The organism is Limnohabitans sp., from assembly GCF_031538885.1.
Taxonomy (GTDB): Bacteria; Pseudomonadota; Gammaproteobacteria; order Burkholderiales; family Burkholderiaceae_C; genus Limnohabitans.
In genome coordinates, this window is sequence record NZ_JAVKLW010000112.1 from 1 (window position 1) to 16,243 (window position 16,243).

The 16,243-nt window shown below is 57.3% G+C and carries 17 protein-coding genes and 2 pseudogenes; 10 read left to right on the forward strand and 9 right to left on the reverse strand.

Annotated elements, in window-relative coordinates:
• Positions 1 to 166: 166 nt before the first annotated feature.
• A complete protein-coding gene (locus RMS03_RS09010) occupies positions 167 to 3,022 on the forward strand; it encodes a DNA methyltransferase (protein ID WP_310626740.1) in 2,856 nt (951 codons plus the stop codon).
• Positions 3,023 to 3,031: 9 nt separating this feature from the next.
• Here the strand turns inward: RMS03_RS09010 and RMS03_RS09015 are convergent, their stop codons facing one another.
• Both RMS03_RS09015 and RMS03_RS09020 read right to left on the reverse strand, forming a co-directional pair.
• On the reverse strand, positions 3,032 to 3,526 hold the full coding sequence (locus RMS03_RS09015; RefSeq protein ID WP_310626741.1) for a hypothetical protein: 495 nt from the start codon (positions 3,524 to 3,526) through the stop codon (positions 3,032 to 3,034).
• Positions 3,523 to 4,491 carry a tRNA-dihydrouridine synthase gene (locus RMS03_RS09020; protein WP_310626742.1) on the reverse strand — a complete coding sequence of 323 codons (969 nt, stop codon included), beginning with the start codon at positions 4,489 to 4,491 and terminating at the stop codon, positions 3,523 to 3,525. The genes RMS03_RS09015 and RMS03_RS09020 overlap by 4 nt, the downstream gene beginning before the upstream one ends.
• 143 nt (positions 4,492 to 4,634) lie before the next feature.
• On the opposite strand from RMS03_RS09020, the gene RMS03_RS09025 reads away from it, so the two are divergent.
• The 9 genes from RMS03_RS09025 to RMS03_RS09065 all read left to right on the forward strand — a co-directional run bounded on the left by RMS03_RS09025 (position 4,635) and on the right by RMS03_RS09065 (position 11,331).
• Positions 4,635 to 5,150 (forward strand): GNAT family N-acetyltransferase, encoded by a 516-nt coding sequence (locus RMS03_RS09025; protein ID WP_310626756.1) that lies wholly within the window; start codon positions 4,635 to 4,637, stop codon positions 5,148 to 5,150.
• A gap of 33 nt (positions 5,151 to 5,183) precedes the next feature.
• Positions 5,184 to 5,468, forward strand: a complete 285-nt coding sequence (locus tag RMS03_RS09030) for a DnaJ domain-containing protein (RefSeq protein ID WP_310626743.1) — start codon at positions 5,184 to 5,186, stop codon at positions 5,466 to 5,468.
• 21 nt (positions 5,469 to 5,489) lie between these two features.
• Positions 5,490 to 6,038, forward strand: coding sequence for a hypothetical protein (locus tag RMS03_RS09035; protein ID WP_310626744.1), 549 nt, complete (start codon positions 5,490 to 5,492; stop codon positions 6,036 to 6,038).
• A gap of 9 nt (positions 6,039 to 6,047) precedes the next feature.
• On the forward strand, positions 6,048 to 6,803 hold the full coding sequence (locus RMS03_RS09040; protein WP_310626745.1) for a hypothetical protein: 756 nt from the start codon (positions 6,048 to 6,050) through the stop codon (positions 6,801 to 6,803).
• Positions 6,804 to 6,824: 21 nt separating this feature from the next.
• On the forward strand, positions 6,825 to 8,024 hold the full coding sequence (locus RMS03_RS09045; protein ID WP_310626746.1) for a hypothetical protein: 1,200 nt from the start codon (positions 6,825 to 6,827) through the stop codon (positions 8,022 to 8,024).
• A gap of 48 nt (positions 8,025 to 8,072) precedes the next feature.
• Complete coding sequence (locus RMS03_RS09050; RefSeq protein WP_310626747.1) at positions 8,073 to 8,807, forward strand: tRNA-uridine aminocarboxypropyltransferase; 735 nt, start codon at positions 8,073 to 8,075, stop codon at positions 8,805 to 8,807.
• A 15-nt stretch (positions 8,808 to 8,822) separates the two neighbouring features.
• Positions 8,823 to 9,761, forward strand: a complete 939-nt coding sequence (gene ylqF / locus RMS03_RS09055) for a ribosome biogenesis GTPase YlqF (protein WP_310626748.1) — start codon at positions 8,823 to 8,825, stop codon at positions 9,759 to 9,761.
• 17 nt (positions 9,762 to 9,778) lie between these two features.
• Positions 9,779 to 10,372 carry a 3'-5' exonuclease gene (locus tag RMS03_RS09060; RefSeq protein ID WP_310626749.1) on the forward strand — a complete coding sequence of 198 codons (594 nt, stop codon included), beginning with the start codon at positions 9,779 to 9,781 and terminating at the stop codon, positions 10,370 to 10,372.
• Positions 10,373 to 10,440: 68 nt separating this feature from the next.
• Positions 10,441 to 11,331, forward strand: a complete 891-nt coding sequence (locus tag RMS03_RS09065; RefSeq protein WP_310626750.1) for a hypothetical protein — start codon at positions 10,441 to 10,443, stop codon at positions 11,329 to 11,331.
• Positions 11,332 to 11,374: 43 nt separating this feature from the next.
• Here the strand turns inward: RMS03_RS09065 and RMS03_RS09070 are convergent, their stop codons facing one another.
• From RMS03_RS09070 to RMS03_RS09095, 7 genes and pseudogenes are all read right to left on the reverse strand, one after another.
• Complete coding sequence (locus tag RMS03_RS09070) at positions 11,375 to 11,617, reverse strand: hypothetical protein (RefSeq protein ID WP_310626751.1); 243 nt, start codon at positions 11,615 to 11,617, stop codon at positions 11,375 to 11,377.
• A gap of 66 nt (positions 11,618 to 11,683) precedes the next feature.
• Entirely contained in the window at positions 11,684 to 12,907 is a 1,224-nt protein-coding gene (locus tag RMS03_RS09075; RefSeq protein WP_310626752.1) for a hypothetical protein, read from the reverse strand.
• A 444-nt stretch (positions 12,908 to 13,351) separates the two neighbouring features.
• The gene (locus tag RMS03_RS09080) at positions 13,352 to 14,134 is read right to left on the reverse strand and encodes a hypothetical protein (RefSeq protein ID WP_310626753.1); all 783 of its coding nucleotides are present in this window, start codon (positions 14,132 to 14,134) and stop codon (positions 13,352 to 13,354) included.
• 208 nt (positions 14,135 to 14,342) lie between these two features.
• Positions 14,343 to 14,537: pseudogene (locus RMS03_RS11695) on the reverse strand (transposase); the annotation flags it as partial.
• Positions 14,535 to 14,726 (reverse strand): annotated as a pseudogene (locus RMS03_RS11700) (transposase); the annotation flags it as partial. The pseudogenes RMS03_RS11700 and RMS03_RS11695, both read right to left, overlap by 3 nt.
• Positions 14,727 to 14,949: 223 nt before the next feature.
• On the reverse strand, positions 14,950 to 15,879 hold the full coding sequence (locus RMS03_RS09090) for an LD-carboxypeptidase (protein ID WP_310626754.1): 930 nt from the start codon (positions 15,877 to 15,879) through the stop codon (positions 14,950 to 14,952).
• Between the two features lie 170 nt (positions 15,880 to 16,049).
• A partial coding sequence (locus RMS03_RS09095; protein ID WP_310626755.1) for a hypothetical protein occupies positions 16,050 to 16,243 on the reverse strand: 194 nt, incomplete at its 5' end.

A 16,243-nucleotide genomic window follows, 5' to 3' on the forward strand; every position in this document is an offset into this window, starting at 1 on the left:
AAACCGTGACGGATGAGGAATTGACTATGATTGAAAACCGATTGAATCACCGCCCCAGAAAGCGACTAGGATTCAAGACACCTCACGAGGTATTCCATGCCTCGTTAAAGCGTGTTGCACTTCGTCCTTGAATCCGCCATCCCTAATTAGTCGGCATTAAATTCAAATGAGCAAGACAGTCACAAAAACTCAAACCGCGCCACAAACCGACCAAGAGCAGCAAGACCTGCTCAACGACCGCGCCGAAGCCTTCACCAAAAACTTTGCCGACGCCAACTACGAAATGGGCCAAGGCCAAAACTTCGTGCGCGAGCTGTGCGGCGTGTACGGCCTGAACTACCTGCGCTCGGTCGACTTTGAGCGCCGTGTGACCAAAGACAGCGGCGTGGGCATCAACCGCATCGACGGGTTCTTTCCTGGGCTACTACTGGTCGAGATGAAGTCCAAAGGGGAAGACCTCACCAAGGCTTACACCCAAGCCAAGGGTTACATCCCCAAGCTCAAAAATAAAGACGACAAGCCGCTCTACATCTTGGTGAGCGACTTTCAAAACCTACACCTCTATGACGAGACAGGCGAGCGCGAGCCCATCAAATTCAAGCTGGCCGACTTCAAAAGCCACGTCAACGACCTCGACTTCTTGCTTGGCTACGAGCGCATCTACCAAGACCGCCAAGCCGCCGCCAGCATCGAAGCAGCAAGCCGTTTGGGCTATCTGCACGATGCCGTCAAGCAAACCGGTTTTCGCGGTGAAGACTTGCAAACCTTGCTCGTGCGCTTGCTGTTTTGCTTGTTTGCCGACGACACCGGTCTGTTCAACAAAGAAGACGCCTTCAAGCTAGCCGTGCAAAACACCAACAGCGCGGGCGATGACTTGGGCGGCAAACTGCAACGCATCTTCACCCGCTTAGACGCCAACCCTGCCAAAGCCACCGACATCACCACCACCCAGCAGCGCACCACCGGCCCCTATGCCTACTTGCTCGATTTCCCGTACATCAACGGCGCGCTGTTTACAAAACGCATTGCCGACTGCGACTTTGACGCCGACTCCCGCCAAGCCCTGCTCGGCTGCTGTGAGCTGGACTGGTCTGAAATCAGCCCCGACATCTTTGGCACGCTGTTTCAACACATCATGCATTGGGACGACGAAGAGGCCAAAGGCAAAACCAAGAAGCGCCGCGATTTTGGCGCCCACTACACCAGCGAGCGCAACATTCGCCGCGCCATCGACCCGCTGTTTTTAGACGCCCTCAAAGACGAGCTGGCCCTGTGCAAAGACGACGCCAAAAAGCTCAAAGACTTTCAAACCAAGCTCTCGCACCTCAACATCTTTGACCCCGCCTGCGGCTGCGGCAACTTTCTGGTCGTGGCCTACCGCGAACTACGCTGGCTAGAACAACAAACCTTGCTGGAAATGAACAGCATCAAAGGCGCGCAGCAAACCATTCCGCTGTGCAATGTGCACCAATTTCACGGCATCGAGATTGACCCCACCGCCGTCGAAATTGCAACTGTGGCCATGTGGCTCACTGACCACCAAATGAACCAACGCTGGGCAAGTGGCTACAAGCGCATCCCGCTGTCCAGCAAAGCAAACATCCACCGAGGCAACGCGTTGCAGACGGACTGGAACACGGTGGTTGCAGCCAAGCAAACCAGCTTCATCGTGGGCAACCCGCCGTTTTTGGGCTACACCCAGCAAAACAAAGCGCAAAAGGCCGACATGGCCTTGGTCTACGGCAACGCGCAAGGCACGGGCGTGCTCGACTACGTGACCGCTTGGTACGTCAAAGCCTTTGCGCAGATGAAGGTCAACCCGCACATCAAGGCCGCGTTTGTGTCCACCAACAGCATCACGCAGGGCGAACAGGTCTCGGTGCTGTGGCAACCGCTGTTTGAGCAAGGCTTGCACATCCACTTTGCGCACCGCACCTTCAAATGGAGCAACGAAGGCTCGGGCATGGCGGCGGTGCATTGCGTCATCGTGGGCTTTGGCATGGAGAAACCCAAAAAGTGCGACCTGTGGGACTACACCGCGCGCATTGCGGACGATGGAAAACTCAACAAGACGCGGCGCATTAACGCGTATCTGGTGGATGCGCCTTCGGTGTTTTTGTCCAACCGACGCGAGCCAATTTGCAAGGTTTCGCCAATGAACAAAGGCAGCCAACCCACCGACGGCGGTCACTTGCTACTCAAGCCCGAGGAAGAAAAATCTATCCGCGAATCAGACCCCGTCGCCGCCAAATACATTCGCCCGTTCATAGGGGCCGACGAGTTTTTGAACAACACGCCGCGCTTTTGCTTGTGGCTAGGCGACGTGACCGAGCAAGACATCGCCAACTCGCCCGAACTCAGCCGGCACATTGAAGCGGTACGTGCCATGCGCCTGGCCAGCACCAAAGTGCCCACGCAAAAATTGGCTGAGGTGCCGCATTTGTTTGGAGAAATTCGTCAGCCTAAAACCAACTACTTGTTGGTTCCCAGCGTCTCATCCGAAAGACGCGCCTTTGTGCCGGTTGGTTATATCGAAGCCAACGTCGTCGTCAGCAACCTGGCCTTCGCCATCCCCAACGCCACGCTGTATCACTTTGGCATGCTTAACTCGACCATGCACAACGCTTGGACACGGGCCGTTTGTGGGCGCATCAAAAGCGATTACCGCTATTCCAACACCATCGTCTACAACAACTATCCGTGGCCCCAACCCACCAAGGCCCACATGGCCGCCATCGAAGCCGCAGGCCAAGCCGTGCTCGACGCGCGTGCCAAACACGCGGGCAAAAGCTTGGCATGGCTCTACAACCCCGAAACCATGCCTAAAAACTTGCAGGCCGCGCATGACCTCGTGGATGAAGCGGTCGACGAAGCCTACGGCTACGAAAAAGGCAACGACGACACCAGCCGCGTCGCCTATTTGTTTGAGCTGTACGAAAAGCTCACCACGGTGAAAGCACCAGCCAAAACACCTGCGAAGAAAACCGCGCCTAAGAAAAGCGCAAGCAGCGCCAAGGCTTAACGCCCAGCCTCAGCCCCGTGCGCCCTTTGGCTTGGCAAACCCCGCATCCACCCAAGCCTGGGCCGTATTGCGGTTGAGCTTGAAGCCCGCCTCCACCCGCAACTCCGCCAAGGTGTCGCCTCCCTCGTCTTGCGCGCTGAGCATGGCATAGGGGTTGTCATCGTCGGGCACGATGTCTAACAACACGGTCACGCGACCATCGCGACCGTTCACCGTGACCGACTGGTGCAGCGTGGCGTGCAACTGCTGCTCGCTGCGGCGCACAAACTCGCTGGCGGTTTTGACCAAGGTGATGAAGGCGTTGCCGTCCAGTGGTTTGGGGTTCTTTTTGTCGCGCCCCATGGTCCAAGGGCCAATCAGCGCGGCTTCGGATTCACCGTCTTTGAACATGGCCACGGCCCAGCCATCGTCATCGTCATTTTTGATGACCTTGGCGGTCCAGCCCTCGCCTTGCCACAAGCGTGGCTCTTGGATGAAAGGAGTGTCTTGGGTGTGGTCGGTCATGGCGGTGTGGGCATGGCGTCAAACCATGCGTGAATGTCTTTGGGGTTGGTCAAGGTGCGCACATGCATGTAAGCAGCCTCAGCCTCGGGGTAGTGCTTGCGCAAAAAGTTAAGCCACTGTTTCAAACGTCCCGCTTGGTGACGCTCGCTCACATGGCCCGACACGATGCGCCAAAACGTGTGCAGGTGTGGCGGTAAGTCTTGCCAGTGCAGGGGTTGTGCGGGCGCAGGCAGCCCCTGCGCTGCGGCGTCATGCGCTTGGATGTCGCGACCCAAACCGGGGTGGGTGACGATGCCGCGCCCCAGCATCAAGTCAAAGCAACCCGACTCGGCGCGCGCGTTGAGTGCGTCTTGCACATTCCAAATTTCCCCATTGGCCACCAAGGGCGTTTTCACCTTGGCTTTGATGTCGGCAATGCGATGCCAATACGCGGGTGGGCGGTAGGCATCGGCCTTGGTGCGGGCATGCACCACGATCTCGCTGGCACCGCCCGCCTCGAGCGCCAAGGCACATTCTTCGGCGGTGCTGTCGTCGTTGAAGCCCAAACGCATCTTGGCCGACACCACTTGGGTAGAGGGCACGGCGGCACGCACGGCGCGCACGATTTGGTAAAGCACCTCAGGGTCTTGCAGCAACACCGAGCCACCGCCATGGCGATTGACTTGTTTGGCGGGGCAGCCAAAGTTCAGGTCCACCCCGTCGCACCCCATGCCCGCCACACGCGCCGCGTTGTCCGCCAAACAATGGGGGTCAGACCCCAATAACTGAGGGCGCACGGGCACACCTGCAACGGTGCACCCCCCATTGGCCAACTCAGGCACGATGCGCAAAAACGTGCGCTCGGGCAACAAGGTATTGGTCACGCGGATGAACTCGGACACGCAGCGGTCCACCCCGCCGATGCGGGTCAGCACATCGCGCAGCACGAAGTCGAGCAAACCCTCCATGGGGGCAAGAATGAGCATGAGGTTGGGGGGGTGGGGGGGGTTGAACGCCAGAAGCTGCATGCAGCGAAGGCGCTACTCTACCTAACTCACAAAGCGTCTGTTGGTTTTACTGGGACAATAGGCACCTTTCCTGATTTTTGAATTTTTTTTCCATGTCCGACCTGACAACCGTTGAAGTCCGTCCCGCCACGATGCGCGACGCCACCAAAATCGCCGAGCTCTACGCCGCCACGGCCAAAGAAGCTTTCAAAACCATGCAAACAGGCAGCAAAGTGTTGCCTGTGCCCGAAGAAAAAAACACCACCTACTGGCGCGAAGCCATTGAGTTTGCCGCGCCCCAGGTGCAAGTGGCCGTGGATGGCGGCAAGATCGTGGGCTTTGTGGGCTATGACCGCTCACGCGACAAAGGCACACCCAACACCATGGGCGAAATTTGGGACATCTATGTGGATGCCGCCTACTGGGGCAAAGGCGTAGGTCTAGCCCTGTGGGACACAGCCCGCGAAGGTTTGCAAGAAGAAGGCTGCACCCATGTGTCCATCTGGGTGCCGATTGCCAACGACCGCGCCATGCGCTTTCACGAGTTGGCTGGCTTCAAGCGCGAAATGTCCAGCGCCAAGACGATGCCCATGGGGCCGGTCAAGGTCGAAGAGATTCGCCTCAAGCAGCCGCTTTAATTTCTCAAGCGTTGTAATTTTTCAGAACCGACCGTGTCTGAACACTACGCCGCCCTAGGACTCAAAAGTGATGCCACGCTGGCGGACATCAAACGCGCGTTCCGTCAAAAAGCCTCGCAGTTTCACCCAGACCGCAACAGCGACCCCGTTGCACCTGCGCGCTTTCGCGAAGTGCAAGAGGCCTACGACGTACTGTCTGACGATGTGAAGCGCCAAGCCTACGACGACAACCGCCGCCGCAACTTGCTGGATGACCCCGCACAAACGGCACATGAGATTTGGCAAGGTTACTTTCAGCAAGTGCTAAACCGTTCTTAAAGCATCAGCATTTCAAACACCATGAGCATTTCTCCATTTTTCCAAGCGCTGCGTTCGGCCTACCAAGCCGAGTTGGACGACCTCAACTCGGACTCCGAAGGCCACTACATCCTGGACAAACGCTTGGCTGAAAAGCGCAAAGAACTGGACTTTTTGTTGCAGATGATGGACCTCAACCCCGAGATGGTGGCCGTGGTGTTGCATCAAGCGTTTGAATTTCACGAGCCCGAGTTGATAGACCACTTCATCACGCGCGATGCCGACGATTTGCTGAGCTGGGAGGCTTTGTCTGAAGGCGTGCGCATTGCGCCGTGGGCACAACCCATGGTGAATCAAATCTTGGCTGAGCCCGTAGGCGCTTGGTTCATGAGCGTGGCTGCTGCGCTTGAATACATGCACGGCACGCCTATGCGCGGTGGTGCACAGTCAACCCATGCCGATGCCGACGAAGATTTGCAAAACGTCGAGCGCGGCGACCAGCCCGAACAAGACGAAGAGCGCGAAGCCCGTGAACGCGAAGAAGCGGGCAATGCGTGGATGGTCGAACAAGGCTTCGACAGCAAAGAATAAGGAAACGTCATGACCGACAAAACCAATGCCATTACCCTGATTGCCAAAACGCAAAGCCTGATCGCTGCAGGTGACATCACGGGCGCCGAAGCGGCCTTGGTTGAGTTGGCCGACACCGAGGGCGACCAAGCCCTGATGGTGGTGCTGGACCAGTTGCCCGCCAAAGACATCTTGGCCGTCATCCGGGAGTACGACACCTCCAAGGAATCGGTCATCAACCTGCTGGTCACGCCCGAGCAATTCGCCCGCGCCGTGGTGATTGAAAAACAATACAAAGACCTCACCCGCACCCACCTGCGCGGCATGATGAATTCCATCATCTTTCGCGAAGATGCGAACACGATTGAGTTTCTCACCGCCATTGGCGATTTAGAAGGCGGTGCCGAAGCACTGGCCGACTACTTCAGCGAAAAGTGGAGCCGCATCGAAGCCTTTGCCCGCACCGGCACCTTTGACACCCTCGAAGACGATGGCGACATGCTGTCTGAAAGCGCTCTGCTCGGCTCCGCCTATGTGAAGCCACGCGTGGAAGAAGACGAAGTGGCCGACCAAGACTGGATGCAGCTCGCCTGGATCCTGCGTCACAAAATCCCTGACCTCTTCATCGAAATGTTGCTGGTGCTGCGCGCTAAAGCACGCGCCCACGATGCGGGCTTGTTGGACGAAGAAGGTGAAGAGGACGATGGCAAGGTCGAGACCAGAGCCACCGACCGTGGCCAAGCCACACCCGCCGCGCGTGACTCGGACGAAGAGTCGGCCATCTAAGCCCGCCACCCTACACACATGATGCAATCTGTTGCCCTTTTTGATGACCGCCCGTTCTTTGAAAAAGTCATCGCCTATGGTGTTCACCACGGCGTATTGGACCTAGCCAAGCTAGACGCCATCCAAACCGATGCCCCCAAAGGCATGGTGCAAATTGCACGCTACTTTGGCAACGAGTTTTTGCGCCCTGACCTTGAAAAAGCCAAGTACCGCATCGTCAACATGGTCAGCCTCACGTTAGAGATTCAAAGCGGTGGCGACTTGCGCAAAGCCGCCGAGGCACTGCGCGAGCACTCGTTCATGTCACGCTCCAAAGCAGCATCAGACATGCTCAAAGCTCTCATCGTCATGCCCCAGAACACGCACTTTGGCATGAACGAGCATGGCGGCTTCAGTGACAAACACATGCCACAACTGGCCAAGTGGTCGCTGTGCAAACTGGCTGACTACCAAGCCGAGTTGGGCAAACGCCAGCAAGTGGCGTACGTCATGGATGCCGCCATTTGGATGGCGTACCAACTCGGGCTGCATGCAGATGATTTGGAAGAAGCTGGCTGTGATGCCGAAGCCGTCATCCGCACCGCACTGTTGGCCGCAGCCGTCCAACACAAAGACATGCCTGATTGGGTGGCGTTTCAAAAAATCATCGCCAAGCTGCGCAAACCCAGCGCGACCCAAGCCATCCACTTGGTGGCGCCTAAAAACTTACCCACCGAATTCAAACCCGCCGTTGAACAGATACGCCAAAGCGTCGAAGCCGATTTGCCCAAAATTTTGGACGCCACGTTGACGCCGCAAAAATTGTTCAACCAAACACCCGCTTTCGTGGGTCGCTATTTTTGGATGGAAGATGGCTTGGCTGAGATGGACCACTTTGACCGCCAAATCTCTGCCGCGTGGGCCAAAGCCACCGACGGCCACACGGACGACAGCTCCTTACTCACTCTGTTCTTATGCCTTGCCGCAGGCAGCACAGGCAAAACGCTGCTCACCGAAAAATCAGCGACCGCCCTGATTCGCAAAATCCGCAAGTCTGGATTCAAGCCCGATCTCGCCACTGCCTTCCTCCACGCCAACGCGCCCGCCGAACATCAAGACGGCTACATCGCCATGTGGACAGCCTTCGTCGATGAAGCGCAAGACACGCTGCAAAGCGACCACGATGACCAACTGCACGATGCGCTGGCACTGTTGCGCCGCGAATGCAATGTGGGTGGCTAAGCCGCACCCCACGCCATCACGACCTGTCGCTTCAGCCTCGCCGCCACCTTGACCGCAGATTCACCTCACGCCGTCGCCCGACTACGCGCGGCCCGTTTAGCCCGCAGCGCCAAACCTTTTCTAGCGCGTGGTGGGCCCAAGGGTGAGCGCTGCGCGGGCTGCCGCCTCGTCCCCACGCACTGCCTCTGTGCCCTGCGCCCTGTGGTGCCCGCGCGCGCCGGCATGTGCTTGTTGATGGCCGACATCGAGCCACTCAAACCCAGCAACACCGGTTGGCTGATTGCCGATGTGGTGGGCGACACCTTCGCCTTTGGCTGGGCACGCACAGAAGTAGCCCCCGCCTTGCTGGCCCTGCTGCGCGACCCGCAATGGCAGCCCTATGTGGTGTTCCCGCGCGAGTTTGCCGATGCCGCCCGCGTGGTGCATGAAGTGACACAACCCTCCACAAAGCGCCCGCTGTTCATCTTGCTCGACGGCACGTGGGACGAAGCGCGCAAGATGTTTCGCAAAAGCCCCTACCTGCAAAACTTCCCCGTGCTCAGCCTGCACCCAGAACAACGCTCGCGCTACACCCTGCGTCGCGCCCAAAGTGCGGCCCACTTTTGCACCGCCGAAGTCGGGGCCATGTGCCTCGCCCTCGCCCAAGACAACCCAGCGGCAGACGCACTGAACGCCTACTTAGACGTCTACACCGAGCACTACCTCAAAGCCAAGCAACAACGGCCTGTGGATTTGGCCGATGAGGTCCATCTGCGGCTGCAAGCCGCCACCCACTCGGCGTGAACGACAATCTAAGCTATGGCTATTCAATGGTTTCCTGGACACATGCACCTCACGCGCAAGGCGATTGGGGAGCGCATCAAAGAGATTGATGTGGTCATCGAAATGCTCGACGCCCGCTTGCCCGGCTCCAGCGCCAACCCGATGTTGACCGAGCTGATCCGAGGCAAACCCGCACTCAAGGTATTGAGCAAGCAAGACTTGGCCGACCCTGCGCGTACCGCGCAATGGCTGGCGCATTACAACGCCATGCCCGGTGTGCGTGCGATTGGCCTAGACACCAGCATGGCCTCGCCCGCCAAAGCCTTGATTGACAACTGTCAACAACTCGCGCCCAAACGTGGCGGCATGGCCAAGCCCATGCGCGTGCTGATTTGCGGCATCCCCAACGTGGGCAAATCCACCCTCATCAACACCCTCAAGGGCAAGCGTGCCGCCAAGACGGGTGACGAAGCTGGCATCACCAAAACCGAGCAGCGCATCGCCTTGGTAGATGACTTTTATTTGTACGACACACCCGGCGTACTGTGGCCGCGCATCATCGTGGAGCAAAGCGGATTTAACTTAGCCGCCAGCGGTGCCATTGGCGTGAATGCGTTTGACGAAGAAACCGTGGCACTGGAGCTACTCAACTACCTCATCCCGCATTACCCTGAAGTGCTGCACCAGCGCTACAACATCGACGACGTGGCCAGCCACACCGACGAAGACATGCTCGAAGCCATTGGCCGTCAACGTGGTGCCGTGCAACGCGGTGGGCGCATCAACCTGACCAAGGCGGCGCACCTCGTCATCCATGATTTCCGCACGGCAGCACTGGGCCGCGTCACCCTCGAAACACCCGATCAATTTGCGACATGGCTGACCGAAGGCAAAAAAGCCGATGCCGAACGCGCTGTGCGCAAAGAGGCGATTGAGAAAACAAAAAAAACGCCACGCCAGCCTAAGAAGCATTGAGGCCACATCAATCGCACATGACCCAACGCCTAGACACCCCCGACAAAGAAGCCATCGCCCTGCTTCCAAAATTTCCACGCTTGGGGCTTGACCACATCACCTTGGTCCACACAGGCCCACAAGCGCAGCTAGCAAGCGAGGCTTTGATCACCTCACATGCCTGGGGCTTTGACACCGAATCCAAGCCCACCTTCCGCGTGGGCGAAGCCTCAGACGGCCCACATGTACTGCAACTCGCCACGGACGAACGCGCTTGGGTGTTTCAACTACACGACCCCGAATGCCGCGCTGTGGCTGCTGACTTGCTTGCGCGCCAAGGCATTGTCAAAGCGGGCTTTGGTTTGGGTGATGACCGCAAACGCATCATCCAAAAATTAGGCGTCGAACCTGCGGGCATTTTGGAACTTAACACCGTCTTCCACCAGCGCGGCTACCGCAAAGACATGGGCGTGAAAGGTGCCGTGGCTGTGTTGTTCAACCAGCGTTTTCAAAAGTCTAAAAAGGCGGCCACTAGCAACTGGGCTAACCTGCGCTTGAGTGAATCACAACTGGTCTATGCGGCCAACGATGCGTACGCGGCGTATCGGGTTTGGCAAGCCCTGGGGCTTTGAAGCGCCACCACCACGAAGCCCTAAAATTGCCGCCAGTTCAACACTCGCTGTCCGATCTCCACCCCCAAATGTTCACCATATCCGAAGCCACGCCCCCTGAAACCGCCGCCTCGGTGCTGAACTTTGCCAACGCCTTATGGCACGTACGCAGCCCACGTCCGTTCGTGTTGGTCATTGAAGGCGAAGTGGGCCACGAAGGCACAGAGCCCACCGACTACCTTCACGACACGCTGCTCTTGCCCGAATGGCGCGAAGCCTTTTACCAACTGGTCGATGCCACGGGCTTGGTGGTGTGCCTGAATGTGCACACCAAGCACCCCACCTACCGCGATGTGCGTGGGCGCTCTAGCAAAGGGCGCCTGAGCCAAGGCGAGTACTACCACCACGACGGCTGCACTGGCCCCGTCAAGCCGCGCTTTGTGGAAATTCGCTGCCCTATCCAGCCGCAAGCACGCGGCGTGGCCACGGCGGTAGCGCCCCATCGCGATGTGGTCAAAGCCATGGTGCAAGTGCTGCCCGCCGAATTGGCCACCACGCCTGCGCTGGCTGAGCAAGACATGAGTCCAGCCACGCTCAGCCAAATGGACGATGCTGCGCTCGACCACTTGCAAGGCCTCATCACGCGCACCGTGCGCAAAAAACTCAACGCCGAAGGCGCACGCAGCTACTTCCGCCAAGTGGATGTCGCCGCCAATGCCTACTTTGAACCTTGGGCCTTGGGCGAAAGCCGCTTCATTGCCAACGCTAACAGCGGCGTCACCATGCAACACCGCCGCGCCTACCAAGCCCCACACACCGGCGGCGTGGCCAACGGCCACTTGGTCAAGCGCTGGACCAATGAAGAGCTGCTGCTACCCGGCCAGGTGGTGGACCAGGCTTTGATTGCTGCACTTTGCAGCGAAGAAGGTGATGAAGTGGATGGGGAACGGGCTGAGGGGTGTTACCTTGGGGCGCATTGAACGCAGCGATTAGCAAACTCAGACCTACCCGCCCACGCTCCCTTCATACCAGCTCCGAAGCGGACATCAAATCGGCAAGCAGAGGTCCATCAAAGGACAAGAAAGGTTCCCCGTTCAACATCACCCGCCAGTTGTTCGGGCCCGCCATCCCATTGCTGCACAAACCAAACGCATGCCAACGACCATCCATTGGCATATCGGCAGCAAATATGGGCGTCTCATTACCCACAGACACCGACATTCGGTTGGCACTGACGATCACGTCGATGCCATTGTCTAAATACACAAACGCATCCTCCATCCACGTCGAAGGCGCTTGGAAACGCCCCTGCGCCCAAATCCACTATGTCGGTTACTCGACACGCACATCTTGGAGTTCTGGTTCTGGTTCTGGTTCTGGTTCTGGCGGCAACAACTCAGACACTTCAATCTCAACCAACTCGGCGCTAGGTGCCTCGACCTCGACCTCGACCTCGACCTCGACCTCGACCTCGACCTCGGCTTCGGCTTCGGCTTCGGCCTTTGGCACAAATTCAACGTCTGCGTCTGGCTTCAGCAAGCCCTGCATCTTGGCTAGCACTTGTGCGATTTCATCCAACACCGCATGGAGCGGTTTGTTCTCTACGCACTCATCTTCCACCGCTCTCAGCAGCGCTTGTTGTGCCTTGGTCACAGCGTCCTCTGCGCTAGGCTTCGTCACATCAACGCCTCTGGCTTGCAGCAACAAGCGGGCCACGGCTTCATTCATAGGTGCAATCTGCCCTGGGTGAGACACCCGTCCCACGCCTACCACCACATCGCTCAACAACACCGCCGCAATCTCGGTCAAGGGCGACACACACAGCCGGTGGACCGGCTGGCGCACATCGACCACCGCACGCAAACGGCAATGGCTGCCAGACGCCGACATGCCGACCACCCAGACAATCATGGCGCCCAAACGCTCGGGCAAGCTCAACTCGTACACCCCGTCGGCACGCACAGACATCGTGCCCTCCAGCACATCCCCCTGTGCGCTGGCCACATGCATGCTCTCAAACTGCATATCCAGCGGCAACACCACCTGAACCTGAAGCAGCGTTTGTGGCCGTGCAGGCGACGCGGGCAGCGCTGAAAGCGCGGTTCTTGCTGGCGGACTGGTCGGCGCAATTGAGGGGGAAGGGGGGGATGACAGGAGATCTGACCAATTGATGGACAAGGCCGCAGGCTGAGGCGCCCGAAACACAAAAGACACGGGGGGCAAGGCTTCGGGCTTGGCTTTTTCTACCTCCTCCACCAAACTCTTGAGTGTCTCGCTCGCGAACTTGGGAATGGGTGTCAGTCCGCGCTGGGTGGCTGTTGCTTGCGACAGCATCTTGACAGGGTGGTCATCAAAAATCAGGTTTAGCGCCTGCCCGCTGTCAATCCAGTCTCGGGCATCGCTGAGCATGATTTGCTTGCCATCACGAGTGCTCACTATCAGATGCCGGCCATGAAAACGCGTTTGCGTGACATCTTTTTTCAAGATACCAGGCAAACGCACCAAGCCTTCGGTGCTGACAGTGTTAGACGATGACGTTACTGAACTTAGGCTCATGAGCAATCAAAAAAACAGCTGGAAAATAAATGATCGACGCTTTAGCTGCACTGGCTCAAGCAACGCTTGTTTGCCAAACACGATGTGTCCGAGGCGCTGGTGCTCAAACATCGGTGCTGTTTGTCGATCCTGCGCATGCACAGGAATTTGGCACTACAGGCTCGGTCATCACGGTACGCAAATATTCAGATGCAATCCTCAGCCGCGTGGCTGGCATTTCAACCAGTGTGCTGTGCGAGTGCCCGCACCACGTGGCGGAGCTGATTGCACAACTGCCAGTTTTGAGGAATACAGCCAAGCGTGTTTTAACTGTAATGCAGGAGACGCCCACTTGCACGCCTACCTAGGTTCGATTTCGGACTCTGCACGTTCGCTGTTTGAAAACGCCTTAGAGAAAATTGCCGCCCATGAGGGAATTGAGCTGTGCGAAGGCACAGCTTTGAATTAACGCGAAGGCGCAGTTTCAAGCTGACGCGATATCACGGCCTGATCGGTTGTGATGGCCTGCAACCACAAGCTGTCAATGTCGCTGAGTTTGGTTTTGTCAAACTCGGCCGTGTGCTCCCAATAACGCCCCGACGGCACCATGTAGCCCAAGTCTTGCTCGGCCTGTAAGGCGCATGTAACTGCTGCTGGGTCGATCAACTCGCTTTGCGCTTGCATCAGTTGTTGGAGTATCCCGTGCGTCGTCAAATCAAGTCTCGTCACGCGCGGAAACAACAAGCGCGATTCGGGCAACTCAGACAAATTCACCACCGCGCACTCGTGCGCCTGGGCTAACGCCATGAAGCGCGCCGACTTGGCCTCGAGCGACTGCAAGGTCACATCGACCCGCAGAGGATCTGGCGTACCTTTGCCATAAAAGTGACTGCTCTCGCCCGAGGCTACGTCGTAGACCATGTCGCAGCCCAAGAACGCTATCAAGTCGGGCTTCAAAGCACCCAAGGCCCAGTAACCCGCGGTAAACGCCATGGTGCCGCCCGCATAGACAAAGCCGCCAAAGTTGTTTTGCTGCGGCACGAATTCGGGAGCCGCAATCAGTTGCTGCGAAAGTTTCAACGGCGTGGGCGGCAAACGCTCGGACGCGAAGTCTTCGGGGTACACCAGATAGTCCCAGTCAGGTGTGATTTGCCATGCGTTGTTGATGGCCACACGCTGCGCAAACACCGACAGGTCCCAGTCTTTGGCCTGCACGGCGTCGGGTGCACTGCCGATGAGCAGCACCATTTTTAAATCCTCTGCCACGCGATATCCGTTTCTTGAGCGTTTTTAAAACAGCCATGATCCTAGAGCCTTGCGATAGCCATTGCCCTAGGAAGGTCTGCACAACGCATGAATTTGCAGCGTGAGTTGTTATGAACTTCACGATACGCAATTGTTTGTACCCAGTGCGCCATTTTGGGTTGGATTGTCTCAATTCGTCATGGCCTCCCCCTCAGGCCGCTTGCGGACGCACCACCCCTGTCGAGGCTCGTTTTTGTTGCCCGGCAATCAACGCCTTGCGCACCATCCACAGGTTGCTCATCGCAAACATCACCACCAACTGGCTCGTGTTCTTGGCCAATCCACGGTAGCGCACCTTCGCGTGTCCGAACTGGCGTTTGAGCACTCTGAACGGATGCTCCACCTCGTCGGGCAAGCGATCACACCCTGCGTCAATGCGCGCAAACTCACGGTACAAGGGCATGTCGTAGAGCATCTCCTCTGCCGCTGGGTCGCTCAGGCCAAAGAACTGTTGCAACAAATGGATGCGCAACATCGTCTCCGCTGCAAACGGTGGGCGGCCTGTCTTGCCCGCAGGGGCGTGTGGCTGGATCAAAGCCGCTGACCGATAGGCTGGTTTGTTTCATGTGTATTCAACGCCGCCTATGGCGTTCACGCTGCCAGGGTTTACAAGAAGGTTATGCAGATGTTCCTTAGAGCATATTCTTCTGTCTGTGTCACGCTGCCTAGCCTAAAGAATTCAACAATTAAGCCAATCGTAGTTGAAGTGGTCAAGGTGCCAAGCACTCGCGCAATATTGTCAATTTGTTTTGCATCAGTTAATGGTCGCCGTGTGCCCACAAAAGCAAAGCGTCTCTGTCCTCCACCACCAAGTCAATGCGCATGCCAACAGGCAGGCATAGTTTGGTGGGTACATGACCGAACGGCAAATCTGTCAATACGGGGGGCTTGATTTGCGTACGCAACCAATCGACAACGCTTTGAAGTTTGAAACCTTTGTCGTGAGGCGTGAGTTTATAGTGGTTGAACTGCCCCAAGATAACTGCTTTTTGTTGGGCCAACACACCCGCATGTAAAAGTTGCGTAAGCATACGTTCGATGCGATATGGGTGTTCCCCCACATCCTCGAGAAACAGCACACCGTTTTTGATTTCCGGGAAATAGGGGGTACCCAACAAAGAAACCAACACCGCCAAGTTACCGCCCCACAGCACCGCATCATGCGCCCACACGCCTGAGCGGCGCTTGCTATGGGCGACGGCACATGTGGCAGAGAAGTGCCAACCCGCGCCCTCGCCCTGCCCGCTCACCATGTCGTCAAAGCAAGCTTCCATGATGTCGTCAGGTTGTTCTGCACCAAAGTCTTCGCCTAAGGCTGGGCCTGCCCATGTCACCGCACCCGTCTTGGCTAGCAAGGCATTTTGAAACGCGGTGAAGTCGCTCAACCCCACAAACTGCGTGCCTTTGGCAATGGCTTTGGCTACTTGTTTGTATTTGATGTCAGGCAAGAGACGTGTCAACCCATAGCCTCCGCGAGAAATCAGCGCCACATCGGCACCGCTGTTTGCGGCGCGATGAATCGCAGCCAATCGGGTGGCGTCATCCCCAGCAAAACGGGTGTGGCTGCTGAGAGTGTCAGCATCCAATTCCACGGCGTGACCAAGTTTCTTCAGGCGGGCCACCCCACGTTTGAAAGCAGCCTTGTCGCGCACTGCGCCACTGGGTGAATAGATATAAATATGAGCCATAGACGCACATTGTCGCGGGAAATTTATGCGCTCTTGAGCGACGCATTATTTAGGCGCCACGCTTGTCGTGGAGCAAACGCCCTCGGTAAGCCTTCAAACCTTGCAGCGGTTCATTCGTGATGAGAGCCGTCATGGAGAACCTCAGCTTGGCTATGTCGTGATGAAACGCGCTACGGGGCAATGATGTTGTCCTCACGTCGATGCGCCACCAAGCTGGCCAACCCTAACAGGCTGCTGAAATACCGCTCGACAAGACGACACATGTTCTCTGTGTGATCGGTGATTCGCGTGATGATTTTGCGATTTGAAATCCCCGCTCGTTTGAGGCTGATTTTGGGTGCTTTTGACAGTGTTTTGCATCGTT